The organism is Pseudomonas sp. AC255 (assembly GCF_979258175.1).
This window is the reverse complement of the sequence record NZ_OZ409841.1, coordinates 5,932,421-5,949,256: the sequence shown is the minus strand read 5'-3', so window position 1 is coordinate 5,949,256 and position 16,836 is coordinate 5,932,421. Positions and strand designations below refer to the sequence as shown.

Below are 16,836 nucleotides of genomic sequence, written 5' to 3'. Positions count from 1 at the left end.
TCCCACGCTCTGCGTGGAATGAATCCAGTGACGCTCTGCGTCACACAGGGACGCGGAGCGTCCCGGGCGGCATTCCCACGCAGAGCGTGGGAACGATCATCCGGAAAGCCATCGGTCCGCATGCTTGGCTTATTTGGCAGCCCAAGAGTTGAAACGCTGTTCCAGTTGCTCGCCGTTGTCAGCCCAGAAGCTGACGTCGATCTGCACCTGGTTGGCGATGTTTTCCGGGGTGGTCGGCATGTCTTTCAGGACATCCTTGGCCAGCAGCGGCACGGCTTGGGTGTTGGCCGGGCCGTAAGCGATGTTTTCCGAGTAGGTCTTCTGCTGCTGCGGCTGTACCGAGAAGGCGATGAACTTCTTCGCCGCTTCCGCGCGTTTGGCGTCCAGACCTTTCGGGATGGCCCAGGCGTCGAAGTCGTAGATGCCGCCGTTCCACACCACTTTCAGGTTGGATTCTTTTTGCACGGCAGCGATGCGACCGTTGTAGGCCGAGCTCATCACTACGTCGCCGGAAGCGAGGTATTGCGGCGGTTGCGCACCGGCTTCCCACCATTGGATGCTCGGCTTCAGCTCATCAAGTTTCTTGAACGCGCGATCCTGGCCACCCTTGCTCGCCAGCTCTTTGTAGACGTCTTTCGGCGCCACACCATCGGCCATCAGCGCGAATTCGAGGGTGTACTTGGCGCCTTTGCGCAGGCCACGCTTGCCCGGGAATTTCTTGGTGTCCCAGAAATCCGCCCAACTGGTCGGCGCGGTTTTCAGCTTGTCGGCGTTGTAAGCCAGTACAGTCGACCAAACGAAGAAGCCCACGCCGCAAGGCTGAATCGCGCCTTTGACGTAGTCTTCAGTCTTGCCGAACAGCGCCGGGTCGAGTTGTTCGAACATGTCTTCGTCGCAGCCACGGGACAGCTCTGGCGATTCAACTTCGACCAGATCCCACGACACGCTCTTGGTGTCGACCATGGCTTTGACCTTGGCCATCTCGCCGTTGTATTCGCCAGCGACGATCTTGCCGTTACCCGCCGCTTCCCAGGGTGCATAGAAGGCTTTGACTTGCGCCGCCTTGTTCGCCCCGCCAAACGACACCACGGTCAAGTCCGGGCCGGCGGCCATTGCGCCGGTCGCACCCATCAGGCCCAGAGTCAGGGCGGTGAACTTCAGGGATCTCAACATTTATTGTTCTCTCCACGTGCAGGGTTGGTGTTGGTATTGCCGGGGCGCTTAGTGCGCCTCTAAAAGCGGATCGAGCGCACGAACGTGCTCGACCTGCCAGCCAAGCGGTACCACGTCGCCGACGCTGAGCGCAGGATCGAGCTCGGCAATCGGTTGTTTCACGAAGAAGTCGGTCTTGCCGCAGACTTCCAGGCGCACCCGGACGTGGTCGCCCAGATAGATGAATTCCGCCACCCTCCCTGAGAAGCGGTTGACGCATTGATCGCTCGAACCGTTGAGGCTGACGCGCTCCGGACGGATCGACAGGGTCACCGGTTCGCCGGTCTGGCCAACGTTGACGGCCAGCGCCTCGACCTTTTCGCCACGGCCCAACTCGACCACACAGCGCTCGCCGCTCTGGCTGAGCAGGCGACCGTTGAGGCGGTTGTTCTCGCCAATGAAGTTGGCGACGAAGGTGTTTTTCGGTTCTTCGTAAAGCGTGCGCGGCGGCGCAATCTGCTGGATCTCGCCTTGATGGAACACCGCGACGCGGTCGGACATGGTCAGTGCTTCGCCCTGGTCGTGGGTCACGTAGACCACGGTCACGCCGAGGCGCTGGTGCAGGTGCTTGATCTCCATCTGCATGTGTTCACGCAGTTGTTTGTCGAGGGCGCCCAGCGGTTCGTCCATCAGTACCAGTTGCGGCTCGAACACCAACGCGCGGGCCAGTGCCACACGCTGCTGCTGACCGCCGGACAACTGCGCCGGATAACGCGAGGCGAAGGCATCGAGCTGAACCATACTGAGGACTTTCTTCACCCGCTCGCTGACATCGCTTTTATTCAGGCCGCGCACGGTCAACGGGAAAGCAAGGTTCTCCGCGACAGTCATGTGCGGGAACAGCGCGTAGTTCTGGAACACCATGCCGATATCGCGCTTGTGCGGCGGCACGTTGTTGATCGAACGCCCGGACAGAAGGATTTCACCGGCGGTCGGCGTTTCGAATCCGGCGAGCATCATCAGGCTGGTGGTCTTGCCGGAACCGGACGGCCCGAGCAGGGTGAGGAATTCGCCTTTGCGAATGTCCAGGTTGAGGTCTTTGACGATCAGGTTCTCGCCGTCGTAGCTCTTCTGCACACCACGAAAGCTGACCAGCACATCACTGGTCCCTGCGCTTGTATCGACCTGGCTCATACCCACACCTTTGTTGTTGATGACTGCTTGTTCATCAAGCCTAGTGGCTGGCGGCGGCCACGCAAATCGGGGCGCAGGAGAGAATCGCTTAAGCGCAATGGAAGGTTGGGGGTAGGGAATGCCCTACAAGGATGGCGCGTTTGGGCAAACGCAGCGGCAAGGGGCAAGCTGCAAGCCGCTAGTAAAGGCAAAAGCGTCTGTCGCTAATGGATATGCCAACTCCGAACCTGTGGGAGCGAGCCTGCTCGCGAATGCGGTGGGTCATCAAACTGAATGGCTGACTGTTACGCCGCCTTCGCGAGCAGGCTCGCTCCCACATGAGGGCGGTGACGGTCAGAGGAGTTTGTGCTCCATCGCATATTTCACCAGCTCCGCCAGCGAGGTGATGTTGAGCTTCTGCATCAGCCGCGCCTTGTGCGTGCTGATGGTCTTGCTGCTCAAGGCCAGTTGCTGGGCGATTTCGTTGACGTTCGCGCCCTGAGCGAGGCGCTCGAACACTGAGAATTCGCGTTCTGACAACAGCGAATGCAGCGGCCGGGTATCGGTCAGGCCGACTTCGAAGACCATGCGGTCGGCCAGTTCCGGGTCAATGTAACGCCCGCCCGCCGCAACTTTGCGGATCGCCGTGAGCAGCAGCGCCGGATCGCTGTCCTTGGTCGCATACCCGGCCGCGCCGACCTTCAAGGCGCGCGCGGCCATTTGCGCTTCGTCGTGCATCGACAGCACCAGAATCGCCGGCGGATTGTTCAGCGCACGGATACGCGGGATCGCTTCAAGTCCGTTGACGCCAGGCATGGAGATGTCCAGCAGCACCACCTCGCACGGCACGCTGCGCAGGGTTTCGAGCAGTTGCTCGCCATTGCTCGCCTCCCCCACTACTTGCAGATCCTTGGCCAGGCCGATCAGTTGCTTGATGCCCTCGCGGACGATGGTGTGGTCTTCGGCTACCAGTACACGGATCACGTTCTTCTCCAGATTTCAGGTACACACCAATCCCTGTGGGAGCGAGCCTGCTCGCGAAGGCGTCAGCACTCACAATACAAAACCTCAGACCTCACTTACCGGCACCCACACTTGAAGACTGGTGCCCTCCCCCGGCTCACTCACAAGCTCCAGCCGCCCGCCCATGATCAGCACCCGCTCACGCATGCCAACCAGACCAAACGAGGTCGGCCTACCCTCGGCCGCGACAAATCCTACGCCATCATCGCTGACGGTCAGACACAATTCATCGCCCGCAAGCTCCAGCGTCAACTCCACCGTATGTGCCTGAGCATGGCGCATCACGTTGGTCAGTGCCTCCTGCAAAATCCGGAACAGCCCCACCGCTTTGGCATCGCTGAGCGCCGGCAGGTTGTCCGGCACCTGCACCAGACACGGAATCTGCGTGCGTGCCTCGAAGCGTCGTGCCTGCCACTCGATGGCCGAGGCAATCCCGGCATCCAGAATCGGCGGGCGCAACGCCGTCGCCACATCGCGCACCAGCTGAAATAACTGTGCGATCAGGCGCTTCATGCTGTTGAGCCGCTCGTTGAGTCCCGGATCGAGTTGCGCGTAGGCCAGCTCGCACATCGATGTCTCCAGTTTCAGCACGGTGAGCATCTGTCCCAACTCATCATGGACTTCCCGGGCGATACGCGCCTTCTCTTCTTCGCGCACGCTCTCCAGATGCGCCGACAATTCGCGCAGTTGCTCGCGCGAGGCCGCCAGTTCCAGCTCGATGCGTTTGCTTTCGCTGATGTCCCAGACAATGCCGTCCCACACGTAGGCGCCATCCTCCAGCTGGCGGGTGATCGCCTTGATCTCGGCCCAGCGCTGCTCGCCCCGGCGCGTGACGATGCGGCCCTGCCACGACCAGTCGCTGTCAGTGTCCAGCGCCTGATCCTGGGTACGGTGATAACTGGCCCTGTCATCGGGGTGCACCAGACTGCGCAGGCCCATGTCGCGATGGGCGATGGCTGCCGGTGCATAACCGACCAGACTTTCGCTGCCCTCACTGATGTAGGCAAAGTCGATCTGCCCGGTGACCGGTGCCCGCTCCAGCCTGAACACCAGACCCGGAACGTTGGCGGCGATGCCTTGCAGGCGCGCCTCGCTTTCCTGCAAAGCGGCGAGCGCGCGGCGGCGGTCGGTGACGTCGGTGAGGTAGACCACCAGATATTCACTGTCGCGAAAACGCAGAAAGCTCAGGGAAACGTCCGCCGGCAGCACACTGCCATCTGCGCGCAGGCAGCTGGTTTCGAAGCTCAGCGGCCCTTCTTCACTGGCCCGTGCACGCTTCCACAGATTGAGCCAGCGATCCATGTGAAGGCCGGGCTCGAAATCGATCAGCGGCCGTTCGATCAGCCCGCCCGAGGGATAGCCGAGCATGTTTTCCGCCGCGCGGTTGGCGTAGCGCACATGGCTGTCCCAATTGACCCAAAGAATGCCGACGGTACTTTGGTCGATGGAAAACTGCGTCAGTCGCAGGGCCTCTTCGCTGGCGGCGCGCAACGCGATGTCCTCGCGGGCGCTGAGCAAGCGTTGTTCGAGGCTGTGTTGTTGGCGCCGCTGCCACACCACGATCACCGCGCAACTGAGCAGCATCACCGCGAACAACAGGCTGAGATTCTGCCAGAATCCCGGCGATTCGGTCAGCCGTGGGTACTTCGGCTGCAGCCATTGGTTGTGCAGTTGTTCCAGATCCTTGGCCGGTATTGCGCGCAAGGCGCTCTGGACGATACCGGCCAGTTCCGGCCAATCGCGCCGCGAGGCCACGCGCAGCAACTGCGGCAGGCCGATATCGCCGACCACCACCAGTTCGGCAAACTCCGGCTCCACCGACAGACGCCCCAACTGCGCTTCGTCGACCACTGCGTAGGAGGCTTGCTGACTCAACAGCAGTTGCAAGGCCTGACGCTCCAGCGGCACGCCTTGCAGATTCAAGTGCGGATAATTGCTGCGCAGGTAATCGGCGGTGCTGCTGGGCATGCGCACGGCGACGCGGGTCTGGCTGTCGAGCTTTTCCAGATCGACCGCGCCGCTGCTTTTCTGATCGCTGACCACCAATTGCGGGACGCGCATGTACGGGTCGGAAAACTGCCAGAGGCGCAGCGCGCTCGGGGTCTGGCTGAGGCCCGGAGCGATGTCGATCTCGCCCTCGCGCAAAGCGTTTTCCAGCGCCCCGAGATCCTGGAAGTTGCGCCAGCTCAGCTCCACGCCCAAGGTTCTGGCGAGCAGCTTCATCAACTCGACATTGGCCCCGGACAATCGCTGCAAGCGCCGATCGTAGGTCGCGTAAGGCGCCTGCAACACCAGGCCGACGCGCAATTCGTTGTGCTGCGCCAGCCATTGCTGCTGCTCTGGCGACAATTGCGCGGTATGGCCCGGCGGCGCAGGCGCCGCCCAGCCCATCAAGGGAAACCACAAACAGCCGATAACCCACAGGCAGCAAAATCGCTTCATTGAAGTCTCATACACTGACAAATTCTGACCAACCCATTAGGCTGCCGGGATACTTTTCTGGCCTGGAATAACCGATGCCCTCTGTCTACCGCCTGGCACTGCCAGCATTGTGCCTGTCGCTGATCCTGCCTTGTGCGTTTTCCGCCGAAGCCGCCGACCCTGCGCCTGCGGCCACGGATAAACCCGCCGAAGAAAAACCGGCCGAGCGCCAGCCACTGCTTGAGCGTAGTCAGGAAGAGGCCGCCGCACTGCAACGTAAACTGCCGGCGCAAGAGCAGCAACAACTGCAGGCTGGCAGCGACACTTTCCTCGCCCTGTGGAAACCAGCCAACAGCGCCGAGCCCAAAGGCGCGGTGATCATCGTTCCCGGTGCCGGCGAAACCGCTGACTGGCCGCAGGCAGTTGGCCCGTTGCGAGGCAAATTGCCGGATGCCGAGTGGAGCAGCCTGAGTATCACCCTGCCGGATCTGCAAAGCGACGCCATTGCTCCGCGCGTAATCGAACCGGCCGCAGCGCCGAAAGCCCCGGAAACCACAAGCAAAGACGCCACCACCGCGCAACCGATTGAGCAAGCCGCTGGTGGGGAAGCGGAAGTTGCCGAACAGGTAGTGGCCGAGACCAGCGAAGAACAAACCAAAGCCGACGCCGAGCGCATTTTCGGACGGATCGACGCGGCGATTGCCTACGCCGAACAGCAGAGCGCGCGCAGCATTGTCGTGCTCGGTCACGGCACCGGTGCCTACTGGGCGGCGCGTTTTCTCAGCGAGCGACAAACGCCGCAGGTGGAAAAACTGGTCATGGTTGACGCACAAGCACCAGCCAAAGCCCTGCCGCCACTCGCCGAACTGACGCCGACACTGAAGCTGCCGACGGTGGATATTTTCTACATGGACAGAGCGCTGGATCGCAACGCGGCGCTGGAGCGCATGCAGGCGAGCAAGCGCCTGAAGACCTCGGCGTTCAGCCAGGTGGCGCTGAAGGTGTTGCCGGACAAGAAGGCTGAGCAGGAACAATTGTTTCGGCGGGTGCGAGGATGGTTGAATCCACAAAATACGGACTGATAAAAGCAAAAGATCGCAGCCTTCGGCAGCTCCTACCGGAAAAATGCATTCCAAAGGTAGGAGCTGCCGAAGGCTGCGATCTTTTGATCTTCAAGGGTCAGCGAAAATCCCGTCGCTCGCGAATCAGCGTATAGGCGCTATGCAGTTCCCGCGTACGCTCGGTCGCGTCACGCACCTGCGCCGGGGTCGCGCCGCTGCCGGCGATTTTGTCCGGGTGATGGCGACTGAGCAATCGCCGGTAAGCGCGCTTGATCTGTGCCGGCTCGCTGCTCGCCGACACCCCAAGCAGCTTCATCGCCTCCTGATAGCTCACTGCCGCACTGACGATCGGCCGCTTGCCCGGCTCGTAATCGCTGGCCAGCGCTTGCACCTGCTGCGACGTCCAGCCGAGCCACTTGCCCCACTGCGCCAGCAACTCGCGTTCGCTGACCCCGGCGCGACCATCAGCCCAAACCATTCGCCAACAGGCGCGCAACACACCTTCGGCCGCGTGCGGTTGAGAACTCAGACGACGCAGATAGCCGCGCAGATTGTCGCTGCCGGACTTGCCGCGATTGAACGCGGCAATTGCCCGCCGTGTCGCCGGCTCGCTCATTTCCAGCGCGCGCATTTCATTGCGCGCCTGCTGGATATGCCCGTCAGTGACGCGCCCGTCGCTCTTGGCCAGACGCCCGAGCAACACGAACAGCAGTTCATCGTTGCGCAGCATCGGCCGGCCGCCGAGCTTTTCGCGTAAGTGTCCCCAGCTCTGCAAGTGCAGGCGCCGATCCAGCGCCTGCCCCAACAACGCCCCAAGCATGGCCCCCGGAATGCTGGCAATCGCGTACCCCACTCCGGCTCCAATCAGAGTCCCTGGCCACAGCATCTCAGTGACTCGCTCTTATCAAGGCTTCGGCTTCGGCCAGACGCTCGTGGGTACCGACATCCACCCAATGCCCCTTCAGGCGCTCGCCCGTCACTTCACCTTTGGCCATGGCGTTGCGCAGCAGCGGCGCGAGCTTGAACGCGCCATCGCTGCAACCATCGAACAACTGCGGATGCAGCACCGCGATGCCGCTGTAAGTCAGCGTCTGCGCATCAGGCTCGCCGTCCTGCACTTTGCCGTCGATGAGAGTGAAGTCGCCTTTCGGGTGATGCGCCGGATTGTCCGCCAGCACCAGATGCGCCAGGCCATTGATTGGCTGGTGCAGCACGCTGAAGTCGTAATCGGTCCAGATGTCGCCGTTGACCACCAGAAAAGCATCGTCACCAAGTAACGGCAGCGCACGGAAAATCCCGCCACCGGTTTCCAGCGGCTCGCCCTCCGGCGAGTACTGAATACTCAGGCCGAAACGCGAACCGTCACCCAGATGATCCTCGATCTGCTGACCGAGCCAGGCGTGGTTAATGACGATTTCGTTGAAGCCTGCGGCCGCGAGGGCGTGCAGGTGATACTCGATCAGCGGCACGCCAGCGGCACGCACCAGCGGTTTCGGCGTAGTCAGGGTCAGCGGGCGCATACGCTCGCCTTTGCCCGCCGCCAGAATCATTGCCTTCATGCCGTCGCTCCAGCACGCAAGCTGCTGAACAGCGCTTGCAGCTCCGCCAGTTCAGGACGGCGGGCGATCACTGCTTCTATATAAGAGAAGAAGCGCGGCACATCGGCCAGATAACGCGGCTTGCCATCGCGATGGCAGATACGCGCGAAGATGCCGATGACTTTCAGGTGACGTTGCACGCCCATCAAGTCGCTGGCGCGCAGGAAGTCTTCGAAATCAGATTGCACCGGAATGTCCAGTGCCGAGGCTTGCTGCCAATAACTTTTCAGCCAGCCGCATACACGTTCTTCCGGCCAGCTGAGGAAAGCGTCCTTGAACAGGCAAGTCACGTCGTAGGTCACCGGGCCGTACACCGCGTCCTGGAAGTCCAGCACGCCAGGGTTCGGCTCGCTGAGCATCAGGTTGCGCGGCATGTAGTCGCGGTGCACCAGCACTTTCGGCTGCGCCAGCGCGCTGTCGATCAAGAGCTCGCTGATGTGCTGCCACTGTTGCTGCTGGGCCGCATCGAACTCGACGCCCAGCTCGCGCTTGACGTACCACTCGGGGAACAATTCCAGCTCGCGACGCAACAAGGCGACGTCGTAACTGGGCAATGGCGCCACCATCGGCAACTGTTGAAAAGCCAACAGCGCTTGCAGGGCATCGTGGAATAACGCGTCGGCATTTTCGCCATCGATGACGTCGAGATAGGTCTTGTTGCCCAGGTCATTGAGCAAAAGAAAACCGCGCTCGAGGTCTTCGGCGTAAATTTTCGGCACATTAATTCCGGATTTCGCCAGCAAAAAAGCGATATCCACGAACGGTTTGCAGTTTTCCTGGGGTGGCGGCGCGTCCATCACGACGAAGCTGCGACCATCGCCCTCCCAGCGGAAGTAGCGGCGGAAACTCGCGTCGCTGCTGGCCGCGGTCAACGTGGCCGGGGGCACGGTGCCCCAGCCCTGCTCGGCAAACAACTTTGCCAACTGCTCATCGAGCCAAACTTTCAGGTGTTGCAAGCGTACATCTTGGTCAGGCATTGCAAGGGTCTCCGACGGCGCTAGCCGTCAAGCGGGTCATGCTTTATTATCCAGCATCTTTTTCAGACCATCGAGAGGCGTGCGGCCCACACCGCGGGCAGATGGCACGCAGGAAGCCCGGACTAATAAGATGGCATTGAAATCCCCCGCGTTTCGTAAAAAATTTCCGTTGTTGGTAACCGGCAGTCTGCTGGCTATGCAACCTCTGGCCAGTCAATTCGTTGTTGCCGCCGAGCAGTATGACTGCTCCGTCTCGGCTACGGGTGGCTGGGACTGTGCGCCCAAGTCGCCCGCCGCGGCATTGCCGCCGCGTCCGGTGCATGACGGCAGTGCCGTCAGCGCTGCCGGCGAGCCTGCGGCCGACAAGGGTTCCGACGCCGACACTGGCGCGAAAACCGCACTGGTTACCGAGTCCAAGGGCCGCGGCCTGAAATCCCGTAGCGAAGACTACAGTCACCTCGACTGGGTTCCGCGCGAGAAGCTCACCGCTGCGCAATTGGCCGAGACTGGTCCTTACTGCTCTGGTTCCTATATCGAACCGATTCGTCCTGGCATGAATGACAAGACGAATAAAAGTGACGCGCCGACCTTCATCGGTGCCAAAGCGTCGCGTTACGAGCAGGACACCCAGGTCGCCAGCCTTGCCGGTGACGTGATCATGCGTCAGGGCAGCATGCAGGTCGAAGCCGACGAGGCCAATCTGTATCAGGCCGAGAGCCGTGGCGAACTGGCCGGCAACGTGCGCATCCGCGACAACGGCGCGCTGATCGTCGGCGACCACGCCGATGTACAGCTCGACACTGGTGAAGCCAAGGTCGACAACGCCGAATACGTGATGCACAAATCGCGCATCCGCGGTAACGCGCTGTATGCCAAGCGTGCCGAAAACGCGATCATCCGCTTGAAGGACGGCACGTACACCACGTGCGAACCGAACAGCAACGCGTGGCAGCTCAAGGGCAACAACATCACCTTGAACCCGGCGACCGGTTTCGGCACCGCGACCAACGTGACGTTGCGCGTCAAAGACATCCCGATTCTGTACACCCCGTACATCTACTTCCCGATCGACGACCGTCGCCAGTCAGGCTTCCTGCCGCCGACCATCGGTTCGGGCAGCGACACCGGCTTCATGCTGGTCACCCCGTACTACTTCAACCTGGCGCCGAACTATGACGCCACGTTGTACCCGCGTTACATGAGCAAGCGCGGCATGCTGGTGGAGGGTGAGTTCCGCTACCTGACCAAGTCGAGTGAAGGGCAGTTCGGTGCGGCGTATCTCAACGATGAGAACGACGATCGCAAGCTTCAGTCCGACTACAAAGACACTCGCTATATGTACAACTGGCAGCACAAGGGCGGTCTCGACTCCCGCGTGCTGACCCAGGTCGACTACACCAAGATCAGCGACCCGTATTACTTCCAGGATCTGCAGACCGATCAGATTGGCGTGAAGAGCGGAGATTACGTTAACCAGCAAGGCGCGATCACCTATCGCGGCGACAGTTACACCGCACAGCTGAACGCCCAGGCCTATCAGCTGGCGACCGTTTCGAGCATCACGCCGTATGACCGCCTGCCGCAGATCACCTTCAATGGTCAACTGCCATATCATCCGGAAGGCCTGAATTTCGATTACGAAACAGAGCTGGTACGTTTTGATCGCGATCTGCGCAGCGGCAGGTTTGTACAGGAAGACGGCATCACCACCGAGTCGCGGTTGGACAACAACATCACCGGCCTGGCTCGTGCCACCGGCGACCGCTTGAATCTGAAGCCGGGCGTGAGCTTGCCGATGAACTGGAGTTATGGTTTCCTCAAGCCTTCCCTGAAGTATCAATACACTCAGTATCAGCTTGATCTGGACGGCACCGGTAAATCGCAGATCGATGCGCTGTCGCCAGAAAACCAGAAGCTCTACGGCAAATTCAGCAGCAATCAGAATCGTGGTGTCCCGATCGCCAGTGTCGACAGCGGCCTGTACTTCGACCGCGATACGTCCTACTTCGGCAAGAATTATCGCCAGACTCTGGAACCACGCCTGTTCTATCTCTACGTTCCTGAGGAAGATCAGTCCGACATCCCGATATTCGACTCCAGCGAGTACACCTTCAACTACTCGTCGCTGTTCCGTGACAACCGTTTCTCCGGCTCCGATCGCGTCGGCGACGAGAACAAACTGTCGCTGGGCGTGACCAGTCGATGGATCGAAGAAGATGGTTTCGAGCGCCAGCGCATCAGCGTGGGCCAGGCGTACTACTTCAAGAACCGCGAAGTGCAACTGCCTGGCATCGATGCGAAAACTCGTGAAGATTCCAAATCCAGCGTTTCGCCGTACGCGCTCGAATATGAATACCGCTGGAACCGTGACTGGCGCGCCACTGCCGATTACAACTGGGATCCGGACACCCGCAGCCCGCGCTCCGGCAGCGCGATGTTCCATTACCAGCCTGCGGACAACCCGAACAAGGTCATCAACGCCGGTTACCGCTATCGCAACGACCAGATTCGCTACGACCAGAATACCGGTCAATGGTCGGTGGGCGGTGGTGACTACGGCACCCCGGGGCAGCCTGGCTACGTGAAGGACTACTACAAGATCCAGCAACATGACTTTTCGGTCATCTGGCCGATCGTTCCGCAGTGGAGCGCCATCAGCCGCTGGCAGTACGACTACAACCGCAATCGCACGCTGGAAGCCTTCGGTGGTTTCGAATATGACAACTGCTGCTGGAAACTGCGCCTGATCAACCGTTACTGGGTTGCCTATGACGAGTTCAGCCAGGAAGCTCCGCAAAACGAAAAAGGCGACCATGGCGTCTTCCTCCAAATTGTTCTGAAGGGACTCGGCGGCCTGACTGGCGCCAAGACAGAGAGTTTCCTCGATCAAGGCATTCAAGGTTATCGTGAACGTGAAGACCAAGCTTTCTGATTGTCTGCGCCCGGTGCTGCTGGGCGCGCTGTTCCTGGGTACGGCGGCCAACGCCGCCGTACAGTCCATCGACAAAGTGGTGGCGATCGTCGACAACGACGTGGTCATGCAGAGCCAACTGGACCAGCGGGTTCATGAAGTTCAGCAGACCATCGCCAAGCGCGGTGGCGGCCTGCCGCCTCCGGGTGTGCTCGATCAGCAAGTGCTCGAGCGCCTGATCGTCGAAAACCTGCAACTGCAGATCGGCGAACGCTCGGGCATCCGCATCACTGACGAAGAGTTGAACCAGGCTGTCGGCACCATTGCTCAGCGCAACAACATGAGTGTCGATCAGTTTCGTGCTGCACTGGCTCGTGACGGCCTGAACTATGACGACGCCCGTGATCAGATCAAGCGCGAGATGATCATCAGCCGTGTGCGTCAGCGTCGTGTGGCCGAGCGCATCCAGGTGTCCGAGCAGGAAGTGAAGAACTTCCTCGCCTCCGACCTCGGCAAGATGCAACTGTCCGAAGAACTGCACCTGGCCAACATCCTGATTCCGACCCCGGAAAGCGCCAACTCTGAAGCGATTCAGAGCGCTGCGCGTCAGGCCATGGAGGTCTACCAGCAGCTCAAGCAAGGCGCCGACTTCGGTCAGATGGCCGTGGCCAAATCCGGCAGCGACAACGCGCTGGAAGGCGGTGACATGGGCTGGCGTAAAGCCGCACAACTGCCACCTCCGTTCGATCGTGAGCTGAGCAGCATGGCGGTTGGCGACATCACTCAGCCTGCGCGCACGCCGGGCGGCTTCATTATTCTGAAGCTGCTGGGCAAACGTGGCGGCGAAGCGCAGATGCGCGACGAAGTGCACGTCCGCCACATCCTGGTCAAGCCGAGCCCGATCCGCGACGAAGCCAAGACCAAGGCACTGGTGCAATCGTTGTATGAACGCATCACCGCCGGCGAAGACTTTGCCGAGCTGGCGAAAAACTACTCGGAAGACCCGGGATCCGCCCTCAACGGCGGCGACCTGAACTGGATCGACCCGAACGTGCTGGTACCGGAATTCCGCGAAGTGATGGCTTCGACCCCACAAGGTCAGCTGTCCAAGCCATTCCAGACCCAATACGGCTGGCACGTGCTGGAAGTCCTCGGCCGTCGCGCCACTGACGGCACCGAACAGGCCCGTGAGCAGCAAGCGATGTCCGTACTGCGTAACCGCAAATACGATGAAGAGCTGCAAACCTGGCTGCGTCAGATCCGTGACGAAGCGTACGTAGAGATCAAACTTCCTGGTGCAGACCAGGCAGCGCAGTGAAACCCAAGCGTTTCGCGCTGACACCCGGCGAACCGGCCGGCATCGGTCCCGACCTGTGCCTGCTGCTCGCCTCGCAAGCCCAGCCACATCCCCTGATTGCCATCACCAGCCGCGACCTGCTCCTTGAGCGGGCCGCGCAGCTGGGGCTGGCCGTCAGTCTGCTGGATGTCGCGCCGGGGCAGTGGCCAGATGTTCCAGCACCGGCCAACAGCCTGTACGTCTGGGACACGCCGCTCAGCGCACCGGTAATCGCCGGGCAACTGGACAAGGCCAACGCTGCATTCGTCCTCGAAACCCTGACCCGCGCCGGCAACGGCTGTCTGAACGGTGATTTCGCAGGGATGATCACCGCGCCGGTGCACAAAGGTGTGATCAACGAGTCGGGCATCGCGTTCTCTGGACACACTGAATTTCTCGCCGACCTGACGCACACCGCGCAGGTAGTGATGATGCTGGCCACTCGCGGTTTGCGCGTGGCGCTGGTCACCACCCACCTGCCCCTGCGCGAGATTGCCGACGCGATCACCCCTGAACGGCTCGAGCGAGTGACGCGAATCCTGCACGCCGACCTGCAAGACAAATTCGGCATCGCCCGGCCACGCATCCTGGTCTGCGGCCTCAACCCGCATGCCGGTGAAGGCGGCCACCTGGGCCATGAAGAAATCGACATCATCGAACCGACATTAGAGCGCCTGCGCGGCGAGGGCATGGACCTTCGTGGCCCGCTGCCTGCCGACACTCTGTTTACCCCCAAATATCTGGAGCACTGCGACGCAGTGCTGGCGATGTACCACGACCAGGGCTTGCCCGTGCTCAAGTACGAAGGCTTCGGCGCTGCCGTCAACGTGACGCTGGGCCTGCCGATCATCCGCACCTCGGTCGACCATGGCACCGCCCTGGATCTGGCCGGCAGCGGCAGGATCGACACCGGCAGCCTGCAAGTCGCCCTGGAAACCGCCTACCAGATGGCCGAGACCCGTTTATGAACGAGCAATATCAACACAAGGCGCGCAAACGCTTTGGTCAGAACTTCCTGCACGATGCCGGCGTTATCGACCGCATCCTGCGCTCCATCCATGCCAAGCCTGACGATCGCCTGCTGGAAATCGGCCCCGGTCAGGGTGCGCTGACGCAGGGCCTGCTCGGCTCCGGCGCGCAACTCGACGTAGTGGAACTCGACAAGGATCTGATCCCGATCCTCAATCAGCAGTTTGCCGGCATGAGTAATTTCAACCTGCATCAAGGCGATGCGCTGAAGTTCGACTTCAATACGCTGAACGCCGCGCCAAACAGCCTGCGGGTGGTTGGCAACCTGCCGTACAACATCTCCACGCCGCTGATTTTTCACCTGTTGAACAACGCCGGCATCATTCGCGACATGCACTTCATGCTGCAGAAAGAAGTGGTCGAGCGCCTGGCCGCAGGCCCGGGTGGCGGTGACTGGGGTCGTCTGTCGATCATGGTCCAGTACCATTGCCGCGTGGAACATCTGTTCAACGTCGGCCCGGGCGCATTCAACCCGCCGCCGAAAGTCGACTCGGCGATCGTTCGTCTGGTGCCCCACGCGGTACTGCCGCACCCGGCCAAGGATCACAAGTTGCTGGAGCGCGTGGTACGCGAAGCCTTCAATCAGCGCCGCAAAACCTTGCGCAACACCCTCAAGCAATTGCTCAGCAATGCCGAAATCGAAGCCGCCGGCGTCGATGGCAGCCTGCGTCCCGAGCAACTGGATCTGGCTGCATTCGTGCGTCTGGCCGACCAGCTCGCGATACAGGTCCCGGCAGCTCCCGCCGCCGACTGACCCGCGATGAACGCTATCGGGCAGCACACCACTCTGGTTTACTGCCCGATACTTGCCTAGACTGATTCCCCATCAGCTAAGCCCCGCGTTCCGCTTCATTAAGGCCTTCTTGCATGTCCGATTCCCGTTATCAGGTCGATGTCAGCGTCGTCACCCGCTATCTGCCAGACCAATCGCAACCCGAACACGACCGTTTCGCCTTCGCCTACACCATCACCGTACAGAACAACGGCAAGGTTGCGGCCAAGCTTCTGTCCCGGCACTGGGTGATCACCGATGGTGACGGCCATGTCGAACACGTGCGCGGTGAAGGCGTCGTCGGCCAGCAACCGTCGATCGATGTAGGCAAGAGCCATGTCTACACCAGCGGCACAGTGATGACCACCAAGGTCGGCACCATGCAGGGCACTTATCAAATGCTCGCCGACGACGGCAAACATTTCGATGCAATCATTGAACCGTTTCGCCTCGCCGTGCCCGGAGCCCTGCACTGATGACGACGTATGCCGTCGGTGACCTGCAAGGCTGCCTCGAACCGCTCAAGTGCCTGCTCAAACAAGTTGCCTTCGACCCGGCGCTTGACCGGCTGTGGCTGGTCGGCGATCTGGTCAACCGTGGCCCGCAGTCGTTGGAAACCCTGCGTTTTCTCTTTGGCATGCGTGAGTCGCTGGTCTGCGTGCTCGGCAATCACGACCTGCACCTGCTGGCCGCCGCGAAGAAGATCGAGCGCCTGAAGAAAAGCGACACACTGCGCGAAATCATCGAGGCCCCCGATGGGCCGCAACTGATGGAATGGCTGCGCCAGCAAAAGCTGATGCATTACGACGAAACACGCGATGTTGCGATGGTCCATGCTGGCATCCCGCCGCAATGGTCGCTGCGCCGTGCGTTGAAGTGCGCCGCCGAAGTGGAGACCGCCTTGCGTGACGACAACGTGTTCCCCGCCTACCTTGACGGTATGTACGGCAACGAGCCGGCAAAATGGGACAACGATCTCAAAGGCATTGATAGGCTGCGGGTGATCACCAATTACTTCACGCGCATGCGCTTTTGCACCGCTGAGGGCAAGCTCGACCTCAAAAGCAAGGAAGGCCTCGACAGCGCACCGCCCGGCTACAAGCCGTGGTTTCAGCACAAGGAGCGCAAGACTAAAGGTCTGCGCATCATTTTCGGCCACTGGGCGGCGCTCGAAGGCAATATCCACGAGCCGGGCATTTCCGCGCTGGACACCGGATGCGTATGGGGCGGCAGCCTGACCCTGATGAACGTCGACAGCGGCGAACGCCTGTCATGCAAATGCGACGAGCACGGCGGACTTGCGCCATCAGTCGCCCCACTCACCCCCAACGATTCGCCCGTCAACGCCTCGCGTTAGACTGCGCCTTCAGTAGAGCAACAGGT

Annotated in this window: 14 protein-coding genes; 7 read left to right on the top strand and 7 right to left on the bottom strand. The window is 61.0% G+C overall.

The features are described 5' to 3' along the window. Positions 1–129: 129 nt before the first annotated feature. From ACZZ0K_RS26785 to ACZZ0K_RS26770, 4 genes are all read right to left on the bottom strand, one after another. Entirely contained in the window at positions 130–1,173 is a 1,044-nt protein-coding gene (locus tag ACZZ0K_RS26785; protein WP_016772907.1) for an ABC transporter substrate-binding protein, read from the bottom strand. 48 nt (positions 1,174–1,221) lie between these two features. After that, a complete protein-coding gene (locus ACZZ0K_RS26780) occupies positions 1,222–2,346 on the bottom strand; it encodes an ABC transporter ATP-binding protein (RefSeq protein WP_041476689.1) in 1,125 nt (374 codons plus the stop codon). Between the two features lie 333 nt (positions 2,347–2,679). Continuing rightward, positions 2,680–3,309, bottom strand: coding sequence for a response regulator (locus tag ACZZ0K_RS26775; protein WP_041476690.1), 630 nt, complete (start codon positions 3,307–3,309; stop codon positions 2,680–2,682). 84 nt (positions 3,310–3,393) lie between these two features. Beyond that, on the bottom strand, positions 3,394–5,790 hold the full coding sequence (locus ACZZ0K_RS26770; protein ID WP_463559720.1) for a PAS domain-containing sensor histidine kinase: 2,397 nt from the start codon (positions 5,788–5,790) through the stop codon (positions 3,394–3,396). Positions 5,791–5,864: 74 nt separating this feature from the next. On the opposite strand from ACZZ0K_RS26770, the gene ACZZ0K_RS26765 reads away from it, so the two are divergent. Then, positions 5,865–6,851: an alpha/beta hydrolase family protein gene (locus tag ACZZ0K_RS26765; RefSeq protein WP_095181415.1), complete on the top strand. Its 987-nt coding sequence runs from the start codon at positions 5,865–5,867 to the stop codon at positions 6,849–6,851. 97 nt (positions 6,852–6,948) lie between these two features. On the opposite strand, the gene ACZZ0K_RS26760 is transcribed toward ACZZ0K_RS26765, so the two are convergent. The 3 genes from ACZZ0K_RS26760 to ACZZ0K_RS26750 are packed head-to-tail and all read right to left on the bottom strand — an operon-like array spanning position 6,949 to position 9,405. Beyond that, positions 6,949–7,716: a TerB family tellurite resistance protein gene (locus ACZZ0K_RS26760; RefSeq protein WP_041476693.1), complete on the bottom strand. Its 768-nt coding sequence runs from the start codon at positions 7,714–7,716 to the stop codon at positions 6,949–6,951. A gap of 1 nt (position 7,717) precedes the next feature. After that, complete coding sequence (gene murU, locus ACZZ0K_RS26755; RefSeq protein ID WP_463559717.1) at positions 7,718–8,389, bottom strand: N-acetylmuramate alpha-1-phosphate uridylyltransferase MurU; 672 nt, start codon at positions 8,387–8,389, stop codon at positions 7,718–7,720. Continuing rightward, the gene (locus tag ACZZ0K_RS26750) at positions 8,386–9,405 is read right to left on the bottom strand and encodes an aminoglycoside phosphotransferase family protein (RefSeq protein WP_463559715.1); all 1,020 of its coding nucleotides are present in this window, start codon (positions 9,403–9,405) and stop codon (positions 8,386–8,388) included. The genes murU and ACZZ0K_RS26750 overlap by 4 nt, the downstream gene beginning before the upstream one ends. 130 nt (positions 9,406–9,535) lie before the next feature. Here ACZZ0K_RS26750 and ACZZ0K_RS26745 point away from each other — a divergent pair, with 130 nt between their 5' ends. The 6 genes from ACZZ0K_RS26745 to ACZZ0K_RS26720 all read left to right on the top strand — a co-directional run bounded on the left by ACZZ0K_RS26745 (position 9,536) and on the right by ACZZ0K_RS26720 (position 16,810). Beyond that, positions 9,536–12,337: an LPS-assembly protein LptD gene (locus tag ACZZ0K_RS26745; RefSeq protein WP_150743534.1), complete on the top strand. Its 2,802-nt coding sequence runs from the start codon at positions 9,536–9,538 to the stop codon at positions 12,335–12,337. Then, positions 12,312–13,634: a peptidylprolyl isomerase SurA gene (gene surA, locus ACZZ0K_RS26740; protein ID WP_191622429.1), complete on the top strand. Its 1,323-nt coding sequence runs from the start codon at positions 12,312–12,314 to the stop codon at positions 13,632–13,634. Before ACZZ0K_RS26745 ends, surA begins: the two co-directional genes overlap by 26 nt. Then, positions 13,631–14,620, top strand: a complete 990-nt coding sequence (pdxA, locus tag ACZZ0K_RS26735) for a 4-hydroxythreonine-4-phosphate dehydrogenase PdxA (protein ID WP_258707268.1) — start codon at positions 13,631–13,633, stop codon at positions 14,618–14,620. Before surA ends, pdxA begins: the two co-directional genes overlap by 4 nt. Then, entirely contained in the window at positions 14,617–15,435 is an 819-nt protein-coding gene (gene rsmA / locus ACZZ0K_RS26730; RefSeq protein ID WP_041476699.1) for a 16S rRNA (adenine(1518)-N(6)/adenine(1519)-N(6))-dimethyltransferase RsmA, read from the top strand. The genes pdxA and rsmA overlap by 4 nt, the downstream gene beginning before the upstream one ends. A 113-nt stretch (positions 15,436–15,548) precedes the next feature. After that, positions 15,549–15,929, top strand: coding sequence for a Co2+/Mg2+ efflux protein ApaG (gene apaG, locus ACZZ0K_RS26725; RefSeq protein ID WP_095181410.1), 381 nt, complete (start codon positions 15,549–15,551; stop codon positions 15,927–15,929). Beyond that, positions 15,929–16,810 (top strand): symmetrical bis(5'-nucleosyl)-tetraphosphatase, encoded by an 882-nt coding sequence (locus ACZZ0K_RS26720; RefSeq protein WP_056786666.1) that lies wholly within the window; start codon positions 15,929–15,931, stop codon positions 16,808–16,810. Before apaG ends, ACZZ0K_RS26720 begins: the two co-directional genes overlap by 1 nt. The last annotated feature ends 26 nt before the right edge of the window (positions 16,811–16,836 follow it).